A 15594-nucleotide genomic window follows, 5' to 3' on the forward strand; every position below is an offset into this window, starting at 1 on the left:
GCCTGCTGCAGGACTATCCCTCGAGTGTGGGGTAGTCGGTGTAGCCCTCGGCGCCGCCGCCGTAGAAGGTGCTCTCGTCGGGCGTGTTCAGCTCGGTGTCGTGTGTCCACCGCGTCACCAGGTCCGGGTTCGCGATGAACGGGCGGCCGATCGCCACGGCGTCGGTGATCTCGTCGGCGACGAGCTTCTCGGCCTCGTCCCGCGTGCTGACCTGTGCGAACCCGGTGTTCAGGACGAAGGCGCCGCTCCAGGCGGAGCGGAGCTTGCCCAGGAACGGATCCTCGGCGTCGATCAGCACGTGCAGGTACGCCAAGCCGAGTCCGTCGATCTGGGACAGCAGAGCCTCGTAGGCACCGGTGGTGTCGTCCTCGGTGATGCCGCTCGCTTCGCCTCCGGGAGAGATCCGGATACCGACCTTGCCGGCACCGATGGCGTCGGCCACCGCGCGGACGACCTCGACGACGAATCGGGCGCGGTTCTCGGGGCTGCCGCCGTAGGAATCGGTGCGGTGGTTGGAACCGTCGGCGAGGAACTGGTGCAGCAGGTATCCGTTCGCGGCGTGGATCTCGACGCCGTCGAGACCGGCGGCGACCGCTCGTGTCGCTGCGTCGACGAAGACCGCGACCTGCTCGGCCAACTCGTTCTCCTCGAGCGCGCGGGGCGCCGGGATCTCCTTCGAGCCGTCCTTGGTGAACATCTCGATGCCGGGCGCGATCGCGGACGGAGCCACTGCTTCGAGGCCCGAGTTGTCCGGGTGGGACACGCGCCCTGCGTGCATCAGCTGGACGACGATCCGGCCGCCCTCTCCGTGCACCGCATCCGCGATCTTCGCCCATCCGGCCTGCTGCTCGTCGGTGTGCAGACCGGGCGTGTTGGTGTAGCCCTTGCCGACCGCGGAGGGCTGCGTCCCCTCGGACACGATCAGACCGGCACCGGCGCGCTGGCGGTAGTACTCGACGACCAGATCGCCGGGAACTCCGTCGTCGCCGCTGCGGCTACGAGTCAGCGGGGCCATGAAGACGCGGTTGCGCGCATGGATATCGCCGAGGTAGAGGGGCTGGAGAAGTGCGGAATCGGGGCCGAGTTCGCTCATGTGTATCTGCCTTTCACGATGCAATCGCCGGACGGCGTTCTCTCCGGACAAGCTCGTCGGAGCCGAAGTCGATGCCCGGTTGTGTGCCGGATCACAGGGCTCGCCCAGAACTTCGCGGCCTCGTCTTCGCACACGTCACGGCCACCTGAGGCACCGAAGCCGTGACCTCGTCACTTATGCTGGGGTGTCCGCGTCCGATGCTCCATGGGCGGCCAGCCGATGACGATGTTAGGTAGATCCACGCTGATGACAGACCAGACCCGCCCTCTCCGAGTGGCCATCGTGGGCGCAGGACCGGCCGGCATCTACGCCGCCGATGCGCTGATGAAGTCCGACCACAACGTCTCGGGCCCCGGCGTGAGCATCGATCTGTACGAGCGCATGCCCGCACCCTTCGGTCTGATCCGCTACGGCGTCGCTCCCGATCACCCGCGTATCAAGGGCATCATCACCGCGCTGCACAAGGTCCTCGACAAGCCGCAGGTCCGCCTGCTCGGCAACATCGACTACGGCACCGACATCGATCTCGAGACCATGCGCCGCTTCTACGACGCCGTCATCTTCTCCACCGGCGCCAACGCCGACCGCGCCCTGAACATCCCGGGCATCGAGCTCGACGGCAGCTACGGCGCCGCCGACTTCGTCTCCTGGTACGACGGACACCCCGACGTGCCGCGCACCTGGCCGCTCGAGGCCGAGAAGGTCGCCGTCCTCGGCGTCGGCAACGTCGCCCTCGACGTGGCCCGCGTATTGGCCAAGACCGGCGACGAACTGCTGCCCACCGAGATCCCCGCCAACGTCTACGAGGGCCTGAAGGCCAACAAAGCCGTCGAGGTCCACGTGTTCGGCCGCCGCGGCCCCGCGCAGGCCAAGTTCACGCCGCTCGAGCTCCGCGAGCTCGACCACTCGCCCAACATCGAGGTCATCGTCGCTCCCGAGGACATCGACTACGACGAGGGTTCGGAGAAGGCCCGCCGCGAGTCCAAGCAGGTCGACATGGTCGCGAACACGCTGCAGGACTGGGCGATCCGCGACGCCGGCGACCGGCCGCACAAGCTGTTCCTGCACTTCTTCGAGTCGCCCACCGAGATCCTCGGCGAGGGCGGCTCCGTCGTGGGTCTGCGCACCGAGCGGACCGAACTCGACGGCACCGGCAACGTCAAGGGCACCGGCAAGTACACCGACTGGGACGTCCAGGCCGTCTACCGCGCCGTCGGATACCTGTCGCAGAACATCGCCGACCTCCCCTTCGACGACCTCGCCGGCACCATCCCCAACGAGGCCGGACGCGTCAAGAACACCGACGGTTTGTCCGTGGATGCCACCTATGTCACCGGCTGGATCAAGCGCGGACCCGTGGGCCTCATCGGCCACACCAAGGGCGACGCCAACGAGACCGTCGCCAACCTGCTTGCCGACGCCCCCTCGTTCGCGGGTGCGACCGAGCCCTCCGAGGACGCCGTCGTCGCGTACCTCGAGGACAAGAAGGTCCCGTTCACCACGTGGGACGGCTGGTACCGCCTCGACGCACACGAGCGCAGCCTCGGCGAGCCCCAGGGCCGCGAGCGCGTGAAGGTCGTCGAGCGCGAGGACATGCTGCGCGCCAGCGAGCCCGACAAGGCCTGACAGTCGGACCCCGACAAGGCCTGACGGGCTCGCGGGCGGTCCGGGTCAGATCCGGACCGCCAGCAGCCTGCCCTCCCGCTCGTCCTTGCGTGCGTGCTCGTTGAAATCCGGTGCGGCGCAGACGAACAGCGTGCGCCCGTCGTGCCCGCCGAAACCGCACGCGAACACCCCGGTGTCGAAGGTCAGTTCGTCGACCACGCCCTCGCCCTCACGGATCTGCACGATCCGCTGCCCCAGTGCGTCGGCCGCCCACAGAGTGCCGTCCTGCGCGAGAGCGCAACCGTCGGGCGCCACCACGACCTGGCCGATTCCCTCCGCCATGTCCGTCGACTCGGGCATCGGGCCCAGCACGGCCCAGTCTCGCCGCGGACCGAGAACTCCGCCGTCGCCGATGGCGAACGCACTGATGCGGTTGCCCAGCGTCTCGTCGACCAGGAGATCACCCGAGGCCGTCACCGCCATGCCGTTGGGGAAGTGCAGACCCGTCGCGTCCTCGTGCACGCTTCCGTCGGGTTCGATCCGGATCACCGATGCCGTCTCGATCGGCGCCATGTTCATGAGGTCGAAACCGAAGTGCCCGACGTAGGCGCGCCCCTCTGCGTCGACGTGCATGTCGTTGGCATTGCCGGTCGCATGGTCCGCCAGATCGGCGTGCACGACGAGTTCACCGTCGGCCTCTCGGCGAAGAACCTTCTTGTCGCGCATCGACACGACGAGGAGTCGGCCGTCGGGTAGCCACCCCAGCCCCGACGGCTGCTCGGGTACCTCCGCCTCCACCCTCACGTCGCTTCCGTCCTCCTCGGCGGAGAGCACCTGGAAGGTGTAGAAATCCGACACCCAGATGCGCCCGTCGTGCCACCGCGGGCACTCGAAGTAGGTGTATCCCTCCAGGATCACGGTCGGATCGGCCTTCATGCGGACTCCTCGCGAATATGCGGATGTGACGTGTGCCTCATCTCTCTATGAGGCATCCTGGCAGACGTGTTCGACAGCCACGTCCACATCATCGATCCTCGGTTTCCGTTGGTGGTCAATGACGATTACGAGCCCGAGCCGTTCACCGTCGAAGACTACGAAGCGGAGACCGACGGGCTCGGTGTGGTCGGAGGAGCCGTAGTCACCGGGTCGTTCCAGGGCACCGATCAGTCCTATCTACTGGCCGCTCTCGAGGAGCTGGGCCACGGGTGGGTCGGTGTCACCCAGCTGCCCGTGGACGCCACCGACGACGACATCTCCGCACTCGACGCCGCGGGGGTCAGGGCGCTCCGGTTCAACCTCCGTCGCGGCGTCGCCGACATCTCGTCTCTGACCGAGCAGGCGATACGGGCCCACGAGGTGGCGGGATGGCACTCCGAGTTCTACGTCGACGCGGGGCTGCTGCGCTCGCTCGAGCCGATCATGTCGAAACTGCCCGCCGTGAGCATCGACCATCTCGGCATGGCCGAGGAAGCGATGCCCTACCTGCTGGATCTGGTCGACAGAGGTGCACGCGTCAAGGCCACCGGATTCGGCCGCATCTCGCACGACCCCGTCGACGCCATGCGCCGCATCCATGCCGTGAACCCGGAGGCCCTGATGTTCGGCACCGACCTTCCCAGCACCCGCGCGGCGCGTCGCTTCGACGTGTCCGACCTCGACCTCGTTGCCGACGCGGTGGGGGGAGACCTTCAGGCAGTGCTGTTCCAGAATGCTCGCGCCTGGTACCGCGAGCCCTGATCGGCGGCGGAACTCACAGCACGAGGACGGCGACGACCCACACCCCGGCGGCGAGCAGACCACCGAACAGCTCGACCAGGATCGACAGGCCGACGGCCTTGGTCGCGTGCACAGTCGACTGCCAGGCCGAACCCGAGGTGCGGGCGCGGGGTAGTTCCGCCAGGTAGACACCGAGGGGGAAGCCGAGGAAGAGACCCACGACGGGCACGACGAAGAATCCGACGATGCCGACGACACCGCCGAGCACGATCGATCGCGTCGGCACACCGGCCGTCTTCAGGCGTCTGCCCGGCCACAGGTATTTGACGACGCCCGATGCCACCAGCAGCGCCGTCGCGACGCCGAACACCGTCCACGCCGAGGCGGTGCCGACGACGAAGGCCCAGACGCCGATCGCGGCGAATATCAGGATCACGCCGGGGAGCACCGGGACCACGATCCCGATCAGACCGATCAGGATCACCAGTCCGACGAAGACCTCGGCGCCCGCGGTCATGTGGCCGAGACCGGTCGTACCCGGCCGGCGGCGTCACGAGCGCGTGCGCGTGCCGTCTCGACATCCGGACCGGTCGAGAACGCGACGCCCATGCGACGCGACACGAAGCTCTCGGGCTTGCCGAACAGCCGAAGGTCGGTCTCCGGCACCCGCATGGCCTGATCGACACCCTCGAAGGCGATGCCCACCTCGTCGAGTCCGCCGTAGATGACGGCCGATGCCCCCGGGAAGAGCAGCGTCGTGTCCACCGGGAGGCCGAGGATCGCCCGCGCGTGCAGTTCGAACTCGGAGAGCCGCTGGGTGCCGAGGGTGACCAGTCCCGTGTCGTGCGGACGGGGGCTGACCTCGGAGAAGAATACGTCGTCGCCCTTGACGAAGAGCTCGACACCGAAGATGCCGCGGCCACCGAGCGCCGCGGTCACCGTGCGAGCGACGTTCCGCGAGGCCTCGAGCGCGACCGGCGACATGGGCTGTGGCTGCCAGGACTCGATGTAGTCGCCCGACTTCTGCAGGTGGCCGATGGGCTCGCAGAAGAACGTCTCGTCCGCGCCGTTCTCGTCGACCCCCCGGACGGTGAGTTGGGTGATCTCGTAGTCGAAGTCGACGAATCCCTCCACGATGACGCGTCCCAGATCCACCCGGCCGCCGGCCTGCGCGTAGTCCCAGGCCCGCTGCACGTCGTCGGCACTCTTCACGACCGACTGTCCCTTGCCCGACGACGACATCACCGGCTTGATCACCGCGGGAAAGCCGGTGAGCTCGAGCGCGGCACGAACCTCGTCGACACTGTCGGCGAAGGCGTACGGCGACGTGGGAAGGCCCAGCTCCTCGGCCGCGAGTCGGCGGATGCCCTCGCGGTTCATCGTCAACTGCGTAGCCCTGGCCGTCGGAACGACAGTGGTGACGCCGCGATCCTCGACGACGGACAGAGCCTCCGTCGCGATGGCCTCGATCTCCGGGACGACGAAATGCGGCGCCTCCGCCTCGATGACGGCGAGCAGAGCCTCGGGATCGCTCATGTCCACGGTGTGAGCCCGGTGAGCCACCTGGTGGCCCGGCGCGTTCGCGTACCGGTCCACGGCGATGACCTCGACGCCCAGGCGCTGGAAGGCGATGATCACTTCCTTGCCCAGCTCCCCCGAGCCCAGGAGCATCACCTTGGTGGCGGACGGAGAAAGCGGAGTACCGATGCGGGAGGACGTCACGCTTGGAATGCTATCGGGCATGACGGACACCGAGGACCTGCTCACCTACCTTCAGCGAGGTCGGGACGCGGTGGTGTGGAAACTCGACGGCGCATCGGAGTACGACATCCGGCGACCCCTCACCTCCACCGGCACCAATTTGCTCGGCATCGTGAAACACCTGGCCATGACCGAAGCCGGGTACCTCGGCTCCACGTTCGGGCGACCGTTCCCCGAGGAGATCGCCTGGTCCGACCCGACCCTCGAACTCAATGCCGACATGTGGGCCACGTCCGATCAGTCCCGCGACTCTCTCGTCGGGCTCTATCGCCGGGTGAACGCACACGCCGACGAGACGGTACGCACCCTCGGGCCGACCGCCGAGGGGACGGTCCCGTGGTGGACGGCGAAGAACCCGGTGACCGTCGAGTACATCCTGGTGCACCTGATCGCCGAGACTCACCGCCACGCCGGTCACGCGGACATCGTGCGCGAACTCGTCGACGGTAGCGCCGGCATGGCCGTCGGCAACTCCAACCTTCCGGACGTCGACGCGGACTGGTGGGGTGACTATCGGTCGCGGGTGGACGACGCCGCGTCGGAGTTCCTCTGAGTCTCCCGACCCGATCGGTCCGGTCCTGTCGTCGGGCGAGTTCCGGTGGATAGGGTCGCGGCATGACTACTGCAGGTGGACCGCTCGCCGGAATCAAGGTCGTGGAGCTCGCCGGGATCGGACCGGGCCCGCACACGGCGACGCTGCTGTCGGATCTCGGGGCGGACGTCGTCCGTGTCCAACGCCCCGGCGCACTGCCGGCCGAGGGCATGCACGGCGACCCGCTGATCCGTAACCGCAGGATCGTCGAGGCGAACCTGAAGGACCCGGCCGATCTGGAGCGGGTGCTGGCGATGATCTCGCGGGCCGACGTGCTGATCGAGGGCTTCCGACCGGGCGTGACCGAGCGCATGGGCCTCGGTCCCGACGCGGTGGCGGAGCGGAACCCGGGCCTCGTCTACGGACGGATGACGGGGTGGGGTCAGGACGGGCCGTGGTCCCAGGTGGCCGGGCACGACATCAATTACATCTCCGTGACCGGCGTCCTTCACGCCATCGGCCGGGAAGGAGAACGTCCCGTCCCCCCGCTGAACATGGTCGGCGACTTCGGCGGTGGCTCGATGTTCCTGGTCATGGGCATCCTGGCGGCGCTGGTCGAGCGTGGCGCGTCCGGCAAGGGTCAGGTCGTCGACGCCGCGATGGTGGACGGCACCGTCGCGCTGTCGCACATGATCTGGGGCTGGCGTGGTCTCGGACTGTGGTCGGACCAGCGCGGAACCAATCTGCTGGACACCGGCGCCCCGTTCTACGACACGTACGAGACGTCCGACGGCAAGTACGTCGCGGTCGGAGCTCTCGAACCGCAGTTCTACGCCGCCATGCTGCAGGGCCTGGGCATCGATCCGGCCTCGTTGCCCCATCAGATGGACCGCGAGCAGTGGCCCACCCTGCGCACGGTGTTCACCGACACGTTCGCGACGCGGACGCGCGACGAGTGGGAGTCCGTCTTCGACGGCACGGACGCGTGCGTCACGCCCGTCCTCACCTTCGACGAGGCGACCCGGCACCGGCACATGGCCGAGCGGGACAACCTGATCGACATCGAGTCGGTGACGCAGCACGCGCCCGCACCGCGGTTCTCGCGTACCCGGCCGTCGACGCCGGGCGGCGCCGCACGGTCGTCCGTGGATCCCGATCAGGTCTGGGTCTGAGTGGACGCGGCCGACTGGGACCGCAAGTACGACGGTGCGGAGCTGAGGTGGGGAGCGCCTCCCAACGAGGTGGTCGTCGAGTTCTGCACGTCGCTGCCCCGCGGTCGCGCGCTCGACCTCGCCTGCGGAGAGGGCCGCAACGCCCTGTGGCTGGCCACCCGCGGGTGGGAGGTGGACGCTGTCGATTTCAGCACGGCCGCGCTGTCGAAGGCCGTGAAGGTCGCCGCCACGGCGACGGCGTCCATCCGCTCGCGGGTCCGGTGGGTCCACGCGGACGTGACCACACTCACACCTGAGCGGAATTATGATCTCGTTGTCATCGCCTACCTGCATTTATCGCGCATCGAGCGTGAGAACGTCCTGGCGACTGCCGTCCGGGCGTTGAAACATGAGGGAATCCTCGTGATCGTCGGACACCATTCCGACAATGTGAAGAATGGCGTCGGCGGACCTCAGGATATCGAAATCCTCTACAGTCCAAGCGATCTCGTCGACGACCTGCACAATGGCGTGCGCATTCTCGTGGCCGAGGAGCGACACCGGCCGGTAGGTGATTCCACAGCGATCGACACCGTTCTGATGGGACAGGTTACCGACGAGTAGACCGCTATTGGCAGAGCTCTCGAAGCGGCGTAACATAGCCATAAGTTACTGGCGAGTAGGTATCGCCGCAGAACACCGAGGCGGTACCGAGGGCGGACCGCACCACTGAGACGGAGAGCATTCACCATGGGCCATTACAAGAGCAATCTTCGAGACCTCGAGTTCAACCTCTTCGAACTCTTCGCCCTTGACAAGACGCTCGCGTCCGGCCAGTTCGGCGACCTCGACGTCGAGACCGTCCGGGACATGCTCGGAGAGGTCCGTCGTCTCGCCGAGGGCCCGCTGGCCGAGTCGTTCGCCGACGCCGACCGCAATCCGCCCACGTTCGACCCCGAGACCCACTCGGTCACGCTCCCCGAGTCCTTCAAGAAGTCCTACCGCGCGCTGCAGGATGCCGGCTGGGACCATCTCGGACTGGACGAGGAGCTCGGCGGACTGCCCGTTCCCCGCCAGGTCTTCTGGGCCGTGGCCGAGATGCTGCTGGGGTCGAACCCCGCCGCCTTCATGTACTCCGCGGGCCCCGGCTTCGCGCAGATCCTCTTCGACAACGGCAACGAGCAGCAGAAGAAGTGGGCCGCTCTGGCAGCCGAGCGCAACTGGGGAGCCACCATGGTCCTCACCGAGCCCGACGCGGGTTCCGACGTGGGCGCCGGCCGCACCAAGGCCATCGAGCAGGCCGACGGCACGTGGCACATCGAGGGCGTCAAGCGCTTCATCACCTCGGCGGACTCCGATGATCTCTTCGAGAACATCTTCCACCTCGTTCTCGCGCGTCCCGAGGGTGGCAAGCCCGGAACCAAGGGCCTCTCGCTCTTCTTCGTCCCCAAGTTCCACTTCGACAGCGAGACCGGCGAACTGGGCGAGCGCAACGGCGCCTTCGTCACCAACGTCGAGCACAAGATGGGCCTCAAGGTCTCGGCCACGTGTGAGCTCACCCTCGGCGGACACGGCGTCCCGGCCAAGGGCTGGCTCGTCGGCGACGTCCACAACGGCATCGCGCAGATGTTCGACGTCATCGAGCACGCTCGCATGATGGTCGGCACCAAGGCGATCTCTACACTCTCCACCGGCTACCTCACCGCTCTCGACTACGCCAAGCAGCGCATCCAGGGTGCGGACCTGACGCAGATGACCGACAAGGCCGCCCCTCGCGTCGCCATCACGCACCACCCCGACGTGCGTCGCTCGCTGATGACGCAGAAGGCATACGCCGAGGGCCTGCGCGCGGTGTTCCTCTACACCGCCGCACACCAGGACGAGGTTGCTGCACTGCACGTTTCGGGTGCCGACAAGGACACCGCGTTCCGCGTCAACGACCTGCTGCTCCCCATCGTCAAGGGTGTCGGCTCCGAGGTCGCGTACGAGCAGCTCGCGCAGAGCCTGCAGACACTCGGTGGTTCCGGCTTCCTGCAGGACTACCCCATCGAGCAGTACATCCGCGACGCCAAGATCGACTCACTGTACGAGGGCACCACGGCCATCCAGGCCCAGGACTTCTTCTTCCGCAAGATCGCTCGCGACCGCGGCGTCGCCCTGGCCCACGTCGCCGGACAGATCAAGACGTGGATCGACAGCGAAGCAGGCAACGGTCGCCTCAAGTCCGAGCGTGCACTGCTGAACACCGCACTCGAAGACGTCCAGGGCATGGTCGCGACGCTGACGCAGCACCTCATGGGTGCGCAGGAGCAGCCGACCGAGCTGTACAAGGTCGGCCTCGGATCCGTGCGCCTGCTCATGAGCGTCGGCGACCTGATGATCGGGTGGTTGCTGCTGCGCCAGTCCGAGATCGCCATCGCCGCACTCGACAACGGTGCGAGCGACAAGGACAAGGCGTTCTACGAGGGCAAGATCGGCGCAGCGTCGTTCTTCGCCAAGAACATCCTGCCCCGCCTGACCTCCACCCGTCAGATCCTGTCCGATCTGGACAACGACGTCATGGAGCTCGACGAAGCAGCGTTCTGATCCGAACGTTCCTACGGCCCGGCTGGTTTCGACCAGCCGGGCCGTTTCGCGTCTCGGGCGTTCAGCACGTTCTCCGAGGGCTATCCCGACGCGCACGGTGGGATCAGCTCAACGTGTGAGAACAGGGAGGCAAGACCATGGCGAACACCAACCGGGCCGGCCGCACAGTGGTGCGTCGGTCACCGATCCAGTGGGGTGCGCTGCTCGTCGGCGTCGTGTTCCTGGCCGTCGGCATTCTCGGATTCATTCCGGGGATCACGTCGGACTACGACATGTTGACGTTCGCCGGGCACCACTCCGGCGCGCATCTCCTCGGAATCTTCGAGGTGTCGATCCTGCACAACATCGTGCACCTGCTGTTCGGTGTCGCCGGCATCGCTCTGTCGCGGACTCCGTCCACGGCACGGACTTTCCTCATCGGAGGCGGTGTCATCTACCTCGTGCTGTTCGTCTACGGCCTCGTGATCGACCGTGACAGCAGCGCCAACTTCGTTCCCGTCAACAACGCGGACAACTGGCTCCACCTGGTGCTCGGTGTCGGCATGGTCGGGTTGGGGCTCATCCTGCCCCGCGTCGTCACCGGTACGACGGCCACGCCGACGCGCTGACTCTCCTCGCCTCTTCTCCACCGTTCAGTCGATGAGACGCTCCCCGGTAACGGTGGAGAAGAGGTGCGTGCGCTCCGCTGCGTAGGCCAGTGTGACCTTGTCTCCGCGCAGCGGCGGAACGCGACCGTCGGCGCGGACGACGATGAGCTGCTCGACACCGTCGATCGTGATGCGGCCGTACGCATACGCGTCGGCACCGAGTTCCTCGACGACGTCGATCGTCATCTCCAAGCCGCCGACACCGTCGCCGACGATCTCGAGATCCTCGGGGCGGACTCCCAGCGTCACCGAACTCTCGCCGATGGTCGACAGGCCGGTTCGCGGAATGGGGACCACGATTCCGCCGAACCTGACTCCGCCGTCCACCAGGGGCAGCTCGAGAAGGTTCATCGCGGGCGATCCGATGAATCCGGCGACGAAGACGTTGTCCGGGTGCTCGTACATCCGGCGCGGGGTATCGCACTGACGCAGGACGCCGTCCTGCAACACGGCGACGCGATCACCCATCGTCATGGCCTCGACCTGATCGTGCGTGACGTACACGGTGGTCGTGGCGAGTCGACGCTGAAGCGCTGAGATCTGCGCGCGTGTCTGCACCCGCAACTTGGCATCCAGGTTGGACAGAGGCTCGTCCATCAGAAAGACCTTGGGCTTGCGAACAATGGCGCGCCCCATGGCAACTCGCTGACGCTGTCCGCCGGACAGTGCCTTCGGTTTGCGATCCAGATACGAGGTCAGGTCGAGGATCTTGGCGGCGTCGGTGACCCGACGCTTGATTTCCGCCTTGTCCTCACCGGCAATCCGAAGGCCGAAGCCCATGTTCTCCCCGACAGTCATGTGCGGGTAGAGCGCGTAGTTCTGGAACACCATCGCGATGTCGCGATCCTTGGGTTGATGTTCGGTGACGTCGTCGCCTCCGATCGAGATGGTTCCACGATCCACGTCCTCGAGACCCGCGAGCATGCGGAGCGACGTCGACTTGCCGCAACCGGACGGCCCGACCAGGACGAGGAATTCACCGTCCTCGATGTGCAGGTCCAAGTTGTCGACGGCCGCCTTCTCCCCTCCGGGAAAGAATTTGGTGACGTTCTCGAATGCGACGGTTGCCATGATGTGTCCTCTCACCGACAGGAACGTGTCGGACGATCCGAGTGAAGGTACGAACGCGCTCGGCTCAGATTGCTGAGACTCTCCGCGCGTTCATGTATGTGAATGCATATCCATATGCTGACTTCGATTCGAAGTATGTACTACCGTGATCTGCATTACAAGGATTCGAGAGAAAGCGAGACAGACCGCCATGACGACGACAGTGCTGATCACCGGGGCCGCCGGGAACATGGGGCGAATGCTGCGACCCCTGCTCCGTCGGTCGGACCGCACTCTCCGCCTGTTCGATATCGCGGGGATCACCGACCTCGATCCCACGGAGGAATACATCCAGGGCTCCGTCACCGACCGCGCAGCGGTCGCCCGCGCCGTCGAGGGAGTCGACGCGATCGTGCACCTGGGCGGACTCAGCACCGAGGACTCGTGGGAGAACATTCTCGCAGTCAACGTCGACGGCACCCAGGCGATCTTCGACGCCGCGGTCACTCACGCTGTCACGCGCGTCGTGTATGCGTCGAGCAATCACGCAGTCGGGTTCTGGACCCATGACGAGTCCGACGGCATGCTCGCGGGCGATGTCGCGCCCCGACCGGACGGGTTCTACGGGTGGAGCAAAGCGGCAGGCGAGGCGCTCGCGCGGCTGTACCACGATCGGTTCGGGATCGACGTCGTGAATCTGCGGATCGGGTCCAGTTTCGACCGACCACCGAACTACCGGGGTCTCGCATCGTGGATGTCGCCGGCCGATACCGCGCGATTGATCGAAGCGTCCCTGTCCGACAGCGCCAAGGGCTTCCACATCGTGTGGGGAATCTCCGCCAACACCAGGGCCTGGTGGTCGGGAGCCGAGGGCGAATCCATCGGGTATGTGCCACAGGACAATTCCGAAATCTTCGCGGACGAGTTCCTCCGGGACCACGAATGGACCTTCGACGACCCGATCCTTCAGCGCGCCGGCGGAGCCTTCTGCGATCACCCCCTGGGACAACGCATGTGAGAACCGACGGGGGTGGCCGGACCGCAGCGCCACCCCCGCAGCGTTACTTCCGCCAGTCCTTCACCACGTGCGCCAACGCGTCGAGCTGAGCGGCATTCACGAGCCCGAGGTGGTAGAGATGCAGCTCGTTGGCACCCGCCTCGACGGTCGCGGCCACATGCGCTCCGACCTCGTCCAATTTCTTCGGGGGCAATACGGACACGTATGCACCGACGTCGACCGACGTCCCCACCATCTCGCGCGTCGCCGCGACGACACGGACGGTTTCCTCCGTCCCGGGCCACGCGGACACCAACACGGCATCCACATCGCCGCTCGCCGACGGTGTGAGAGCAGGCGACGGTCCCGTCTTCCACTCGTCGGGATGGCCGTGCAGCGTGACTCTCGCCTGCGGCGCGTGGATGCGAACCGCATTCAGTACCTCACCGCGCAGGACATCGGCATCGCGGCGGCGGGTTGCGAGCACGGCCGCGGCATCGAAGTCGGTCAGCACGTCGGTGATGGAGGAGGTCGGCGCGAGCCGACCGTCGACGACGCTGGCGACTCCCTCCTTCAATGCCCGGACGACACGGTCCGGATCCGCCCCGCGCGACGACCATTCGGCACGTTCGCGATCGGTACAGCTGACCGACATCAGCGTGTCCCCGATACCGGGGAAGGCGCCGTCGGTCTTCTCGTGATGTCCCGCGTGGGCGAATCCCAGCTGACCGCACGCCTCGATGGATACACCGTGGACAGCGACACCGCGGAGGGCCTCGGCAGTGAGGGTCGCGGCGTATCGCACGACGTCGGGGTGGCCGGGCGAGAGTGCGTACGGGTAGGAGTCTCCGGTGCAGTTCGTCACCGTGACGTCAGGGTGAGCGTGGCCGAGGATCGTGCTGTGCGTCAACACGATCCACGCATTCACTGTCATCCCCGCATCGATCAACGTGGTCGCTGCCGCTGCGAACGCGTCGTCGGCACCGACCCAGTCGGCTGCCACGGCGCGAATCCGGTGACCGCTCCAGGCGTCGTCACGCACCGGTCGGTACAACGCCGCGTGACGTGCGTCGACGATCTTGTGGTCGGGGTGGAACGGAGTGGCGGCGCGAGTGGAGTGATAGGTGGCGGCGAGGGAGATCTCGTCGACTCCGAGTGCCCGCGCACGGTCCACGAAGGACGGATCGCCCACCACGTCCCAGGGGTAGGCGTGAGCAACGATGCGGTCGACTGTCGATCCGGGCATGGCGGCCTTTCTTGAATTCACGTGCAGAGATGGAGTTCACACATGAGAACACGCGACGGCGACCGCTGTCCACGATCGACGCTTCTGCGACAGCGCATCGCATCGGCGCTCGGCGTCCGCCCCGCGGCACCGGCGACCGTGCGGACGGGTCGATCGTGGACACGCGACGGAATCGACGGGATCGAACTCTCATGGGCCGTCGACAACGGGCCGGAGACCGAAGCGCGAATCGTCCGGCCGACCGGCCGCGACGACGACCTACCGGCAATCCTCCTCCTCCACGCCCACGACGGCGTCAAGTTCTACGGCAAGGAGAAGGTCTCGGACGGCCCGGAGGGAGTTGCACCCGGAGTCGAGGAATTACGGCAGCGAGGATACGGCGGGCTCTGCGTCGCAACAGAACTCGCGCGTGCCGGGTTCGCCGTACTGGTGCACGACGCCTACCAGTGGGGCAGCCGACGCGTGGAATGGTCCGACCTTCCCGAACGAGCCCGGGCAGCGGGAATGTCCGCCGTTCCCGCGGCGTCGTCGCCCGACGACCTCCGGCGACGATACGACGCGGCGGCGCGGGAACACGAACACGCCCTCGCGAAGATCGCGATCCTCACGGGCACGTCCCTCGCGGCACTCGTCGCCGTCGACGACCTGACCGCACTGGCGGTGTTGCGCGCCGCGCCGGGCGTGGACGCTCGCCGGATCGCCGCGGTGGGCTTCTCGGGCGGCGGCGCGCGAGCGGCACACCTTCTGGCCTGCTCCGAACCGGCTGACCTGCAGGCAGCGGTGATCACCGCATCGATGAGTACGTTCGCCGACATCGCCGACGGGCACGCCGACGGAACCTCGTGGTCGATGATCACGCCGGGCCTGTCCGCGGTCTGCGACTGGCCGGACGTCGCCGGCTGCGCGGCACCGGTACCCCTGTTGGTGCAGTACGCATCTCACGATCCACACTTCGGGCACGCCGGGATGCTGGCGTCGGAAGAAGCTTTGACCAGCATCTACAGCGGGACCGGTGCGTTGACCACCACGTGGTACGACGAACCGCACCGATTCGGGGCCGCCATGCAGAAGGAAGCCGCGCGGTGGCTCACCGACCGATTGGTCTGCGGAAGCCTTGACAGCCCGTGTGACAGCGATCATAGTTGACCGCAGTTCACGTAGCCGTCACATGTTCATATATGTGAACCGTGAAACATCCGCCCGCCGGTGA

The 15594-nt window shown here is 66.8% G+C and carries 15 protein-coding genes; 9 read left to right on the plus strand and 6 right to left on the minus strand.

Features of this window, described 5'->3' with window-relative positions; translation table 11 throughout:
- Positions 1-13 precede the first annotated feature (13 nt).
- Entirely contained in the window at positions 14-1093 is a 1080-nt protein-coding gene (locus AC0IX4_RS07495; protein WP_471828568.1) for an alkene reductase, read from the minus strand.
- A 246-nt stretch (positions 1094-1339) separates the two neighbouring features.
- Here AC0IX4_RS07495 and AC0IX4_RS07500 point away from each other — a divergent pair, with 246 nt between their 5' ends.
- Positions 1340-2719 (plus strand): FAD-dependent oxidoreductase, encoded by a 1380-nt coding sequence (locus tag AC0IX4_RS07500; protein WP_471828570.1) that lies wholly within the window; start codon positions 1340-1342, stop codon positions 2717-2719.
- Between the two features lie 45 nt (positions 2720-2764).
- On the opposite strand, the gene AC0IX4_RS07505 is transcribed toward AC0IX4_RS07500, so the two are convergent.
- Positions 2765-3634 carry an SMP-30/gluconolactonase/LRE family protein gene (locus AC0IX4_RS07505; protein WP_471828571.1) on the minus strand — a complete coding sequence of 290 codons (870 nt, stop codon included), beginning with the start codon at positions 3632-3634 and terminating at the stop codon, positions 2765-2767.
- A gap of 66 nt (positions 3635-3700) precedes the next feature.
- Between AC0IX4_RS07505 and AC0IX4_RS07510 the strand changes: the two genes are divergently transcribed.
- Entirely contained in the window at positions 3701-4435 is a 735-nt protein-coding gene (locus tag AC0IX4_RS07510) for an amidohydrolase family protein (RefSeq protein WP_471828572.1), read from the plus strand.
- A 13-nt stretch (positions 4436-4448) separates the two neighbouring features.
- On the opposite strand, the gene AC0IX4_RS07515 is transcribed toward AC0IX4_RS07510, so the two are convergent.
- Positions 4449-4931, minus strand: coding sequence for a DUF456 domain-containing protein (locus AC0IX4_RS07515; RefSeq protein ID WP_471828573.1), 483 nt, complete (start codon positions 4929-4931; stop codon positions 4449-4451).
- A complete protein-coding gene (gene purT, locus AC0IX4_RS07520) occupies positions 4928-6157 on the minus strand; it encodes a formate-dependent phosphoribosylglycinamide formyltransferase (protein ID WP_471828574.1) in 1230 nt (409 codons plus the stop codon). The genes AC0IX4_RS07515 and purT overlap by 4 nt, the downstream gene beginning before the upstream one ends.
- Between purT and AC0IX4_RS07525 the strand changes: the two genes are divergently transcribed.
- From AC0IX4_RS07525 to AC0IX4_RS07545, 5 genes are all read left to right on the plus strand, one after another.
- Positions 6156-6728, plus strand: a complete 573-nt coding sequence (locus tag AC0IX4_RS07525) for a DinB family protein (RefSeq protein WP_471828575.1) — start codon at positions 6156-6158, stop codon at positions 6726-6728. The two genes, purT and AC0IX4_RS07525, sit on opposite strands and share 2 nt — an antisense overlap.
- Positions 6729-6790: 62 nt before the next feature.
- Positions 6791-7879 carry a CaiB/BaiF CoA transferase family protein gene (locus tag AC0IX4_RS07530; protein ID WP_471828576.1) on the plus strand — a complete coding sequence of 363 codons (1089 nt, stop codon included), beginning with the start codon at positions 6791-6793 and terminating at the stop codon, positions 7877-7879.
- A complete protein-coding gene (locus AC0IX4_RS07535) occupies positions 7880-8482 on the plus strand; it encodes a class I SAM-dependent methyltransferase (RefSeq protein ID WP_042576145.1) in 603 nt (200 codons plus the stop codon).
- A 126-nt stretch (positions 8483-8608) separates the two neighbouring features.
- Positions 8609-10444, plus strand: coding sequence for an acyl-CoA dehydrogenase (locus AC0IX4_RS07540; protein ID WP_042576146.1), 1836 nt, complete (start codon positions 8609-8611; stop codon positions 10442-10444).
- A gap of 137 nt (positions 10445-10581) precedes the next feature.
- Positions 10582-11052: a DUF4383 domain-containing protein gene (locus tag AC0IX4_RS07545; RefSeq protein ID WP_471828577.1), complete on the plus strand. Its 471-nt coding sequence runs from the start codon at positions 10582-10584 to the stop codon at positions 11050-11052.
- Between the two features lie 24 nt (positions 11053-11076).
- On the opposite strand, the gene AC0IX4_RS07550 is transcribed toward AC0IX4_RS07545, so the two are convergent.
- Complete coding sequence (locus tag AC0IX4_RS07550; protein ID WP_042576147.1) at positions 11077-12162, minus strand: ABC transporter ATP-binding protein; 1086 nt, start codon at positions 12160-12162, stop codon at positions 11077-11079.
- Between the two features lie 190 nt (positions 12163-12352).
- Here AC0IX4_RS07550 and AC0IX4_RS07555 point away from each other — a divergent pair, with 190 nt between their 5' ends.
- Entirely contained in the window at positions 12353-13159 is an 807-nt protein-coding gene (locus tag AC0IX4_RS07555) for an NAD-dependent epimerase/dehydratase family protein (RefSeq protein ID WP_471828578.1), read from the plus strand.
- A 43-nt stretch (positions 13160-13202) separates the two neighbouring features.
- Here AC0IX4_RS07555 and AC0IX4_RS07560 read toward each other — a convergent pair whose 3' ends face one another.
- Entirely contained in the window at positions 13203-14384 is a 1182-nt protein-coding gene (locus AC0IX4_RS07560; protein ID WP_471828579.1) for a hypothetical protein, read from the minus strand.
- A gap of 42 nt (positions 14385-14426) precedes the next feature.
- Between AC0IX4_RS07560 and AC0IX4_RS07565 the strand changes: the two genes are divergently transcribed.
- Positions 14427-15530 carry a dienelactone hydrolase family protein gene (locus AC0IX4_RS07565; RefSeq protein WP_042576150.1) on the plus strand — a complete coding sequence of 368 codons (1104 nt, stop codon included), beginning with the start codon at positions 14427-14429 and terminating at the stop codon, positions 15528-15530.
- Positions 15531-15594 lie beyond the last annotated feature (64 nt).

The sequence above is a fragment of the Rhodococcus sp. AC861 genome, from assembly GCF_979256035.1.

What these genes read in the sequence shown, in the direction of transcription:
- AC0IX4_RS07500 (WP_471828570.1), top strand. Translation starts at nt 1,340, where the DNA reads ATGACAGACCAGACCCGCCCTCTCCGAGTGGCCATCGTGGGCGCAGGA.
- purT (WP_471828574.1), bottom strand. Translation starts at nt 6,157, where the DNA reads ATGCCCGATAGCATTCCAAGCGTGACGTCCTCCCGCATCGGTACTCCG.
- AC0IX4_RS07540 (WP_042576146.1), top strand. Translation starts at nt 8,609, where the DNA reads ATGGGCCATTACAAGAGCAATCTTCGAGACCTCGAGTTCAACCTCTTC.
- AC0IX4_RS07515 (WP_471828573.1), bottom strand. Translation starts at nt 4,931, where the DNA reads ATGACCGCGGGCGCCGAGGTCTTCGTCGGACTGGTGATCCTGATCGGT.
- AC0IX4_RS07525 (WP_471828575.1), top strand. Translation starts at nt 6,156, where the DNA reads ATGACGGACACCGAGGACCTGCTCACCTACCTTCAGCGAGGTCGGGAC.
- AC0IX4_RS07550 (WP_042576147.1), bottom strand. Translation starts at nt 12,162, where the DNA reads ATGGCAACCGTCGCATTCGAGAACGTCACCAAATTCTTTCCCGGAGGG.
- AC0IX4_RS07495 (WP_471828568.1), bottom strand. Translation starts at nt 1,093, where the DNA reads ATGAGCGAACTCGGCCCCGATTCCGCACTTCTCCAGCCCCTCTACCTC.
- AC0IX4_RS07565 (WP_042576150.1), top strand. Translation starts at nt 14,427, where the DNA reads ATGAGAACACGCGACGGCGACCGCTGTCCACGATCGACGCTTCTGCGA.
- AC0IX4_RS07530 (WP_471828576.1), top strand. Translation starts at nt 6,791, where the DNA reads ATGACTACTGCAGGTGGACCGCTCGCCGGAATCAAGGTCGTGGAGCTC.
- AC0IX4_RS07560 (WP_471828579.1), bottom strand. Translation starts at nt 14,384, where the DNA reads ATGCCCGGATCGACAGTCGACCGCATCGTTGCTCACGCCTACCCCTGG.
- AC0IX4_RS07545 (WP_471828577.1), top strand. Translation starts at nt 10,582, where the DNA reads ATGGCGAACACCAACCGGGCCGGCCGCACAGTGGTGCGTCGGTCACCG.
- AC0IX4_RS07505 (WP_471828571.1), bottom strand. Translation starts at nt 3,634, where the DNA reads ATGAAGGCCGATCCGACCGTGATCCTGGAGGGATACACCTACTTCGAG.
- AC0IX4_RS07555 (WP_471828578.1), top strand. Translation starts at nt 12,353, where the DNA reads ATGACGACGACAGTGCTGATCACCGGGGCCGCCGGGAACATGGGGCGA.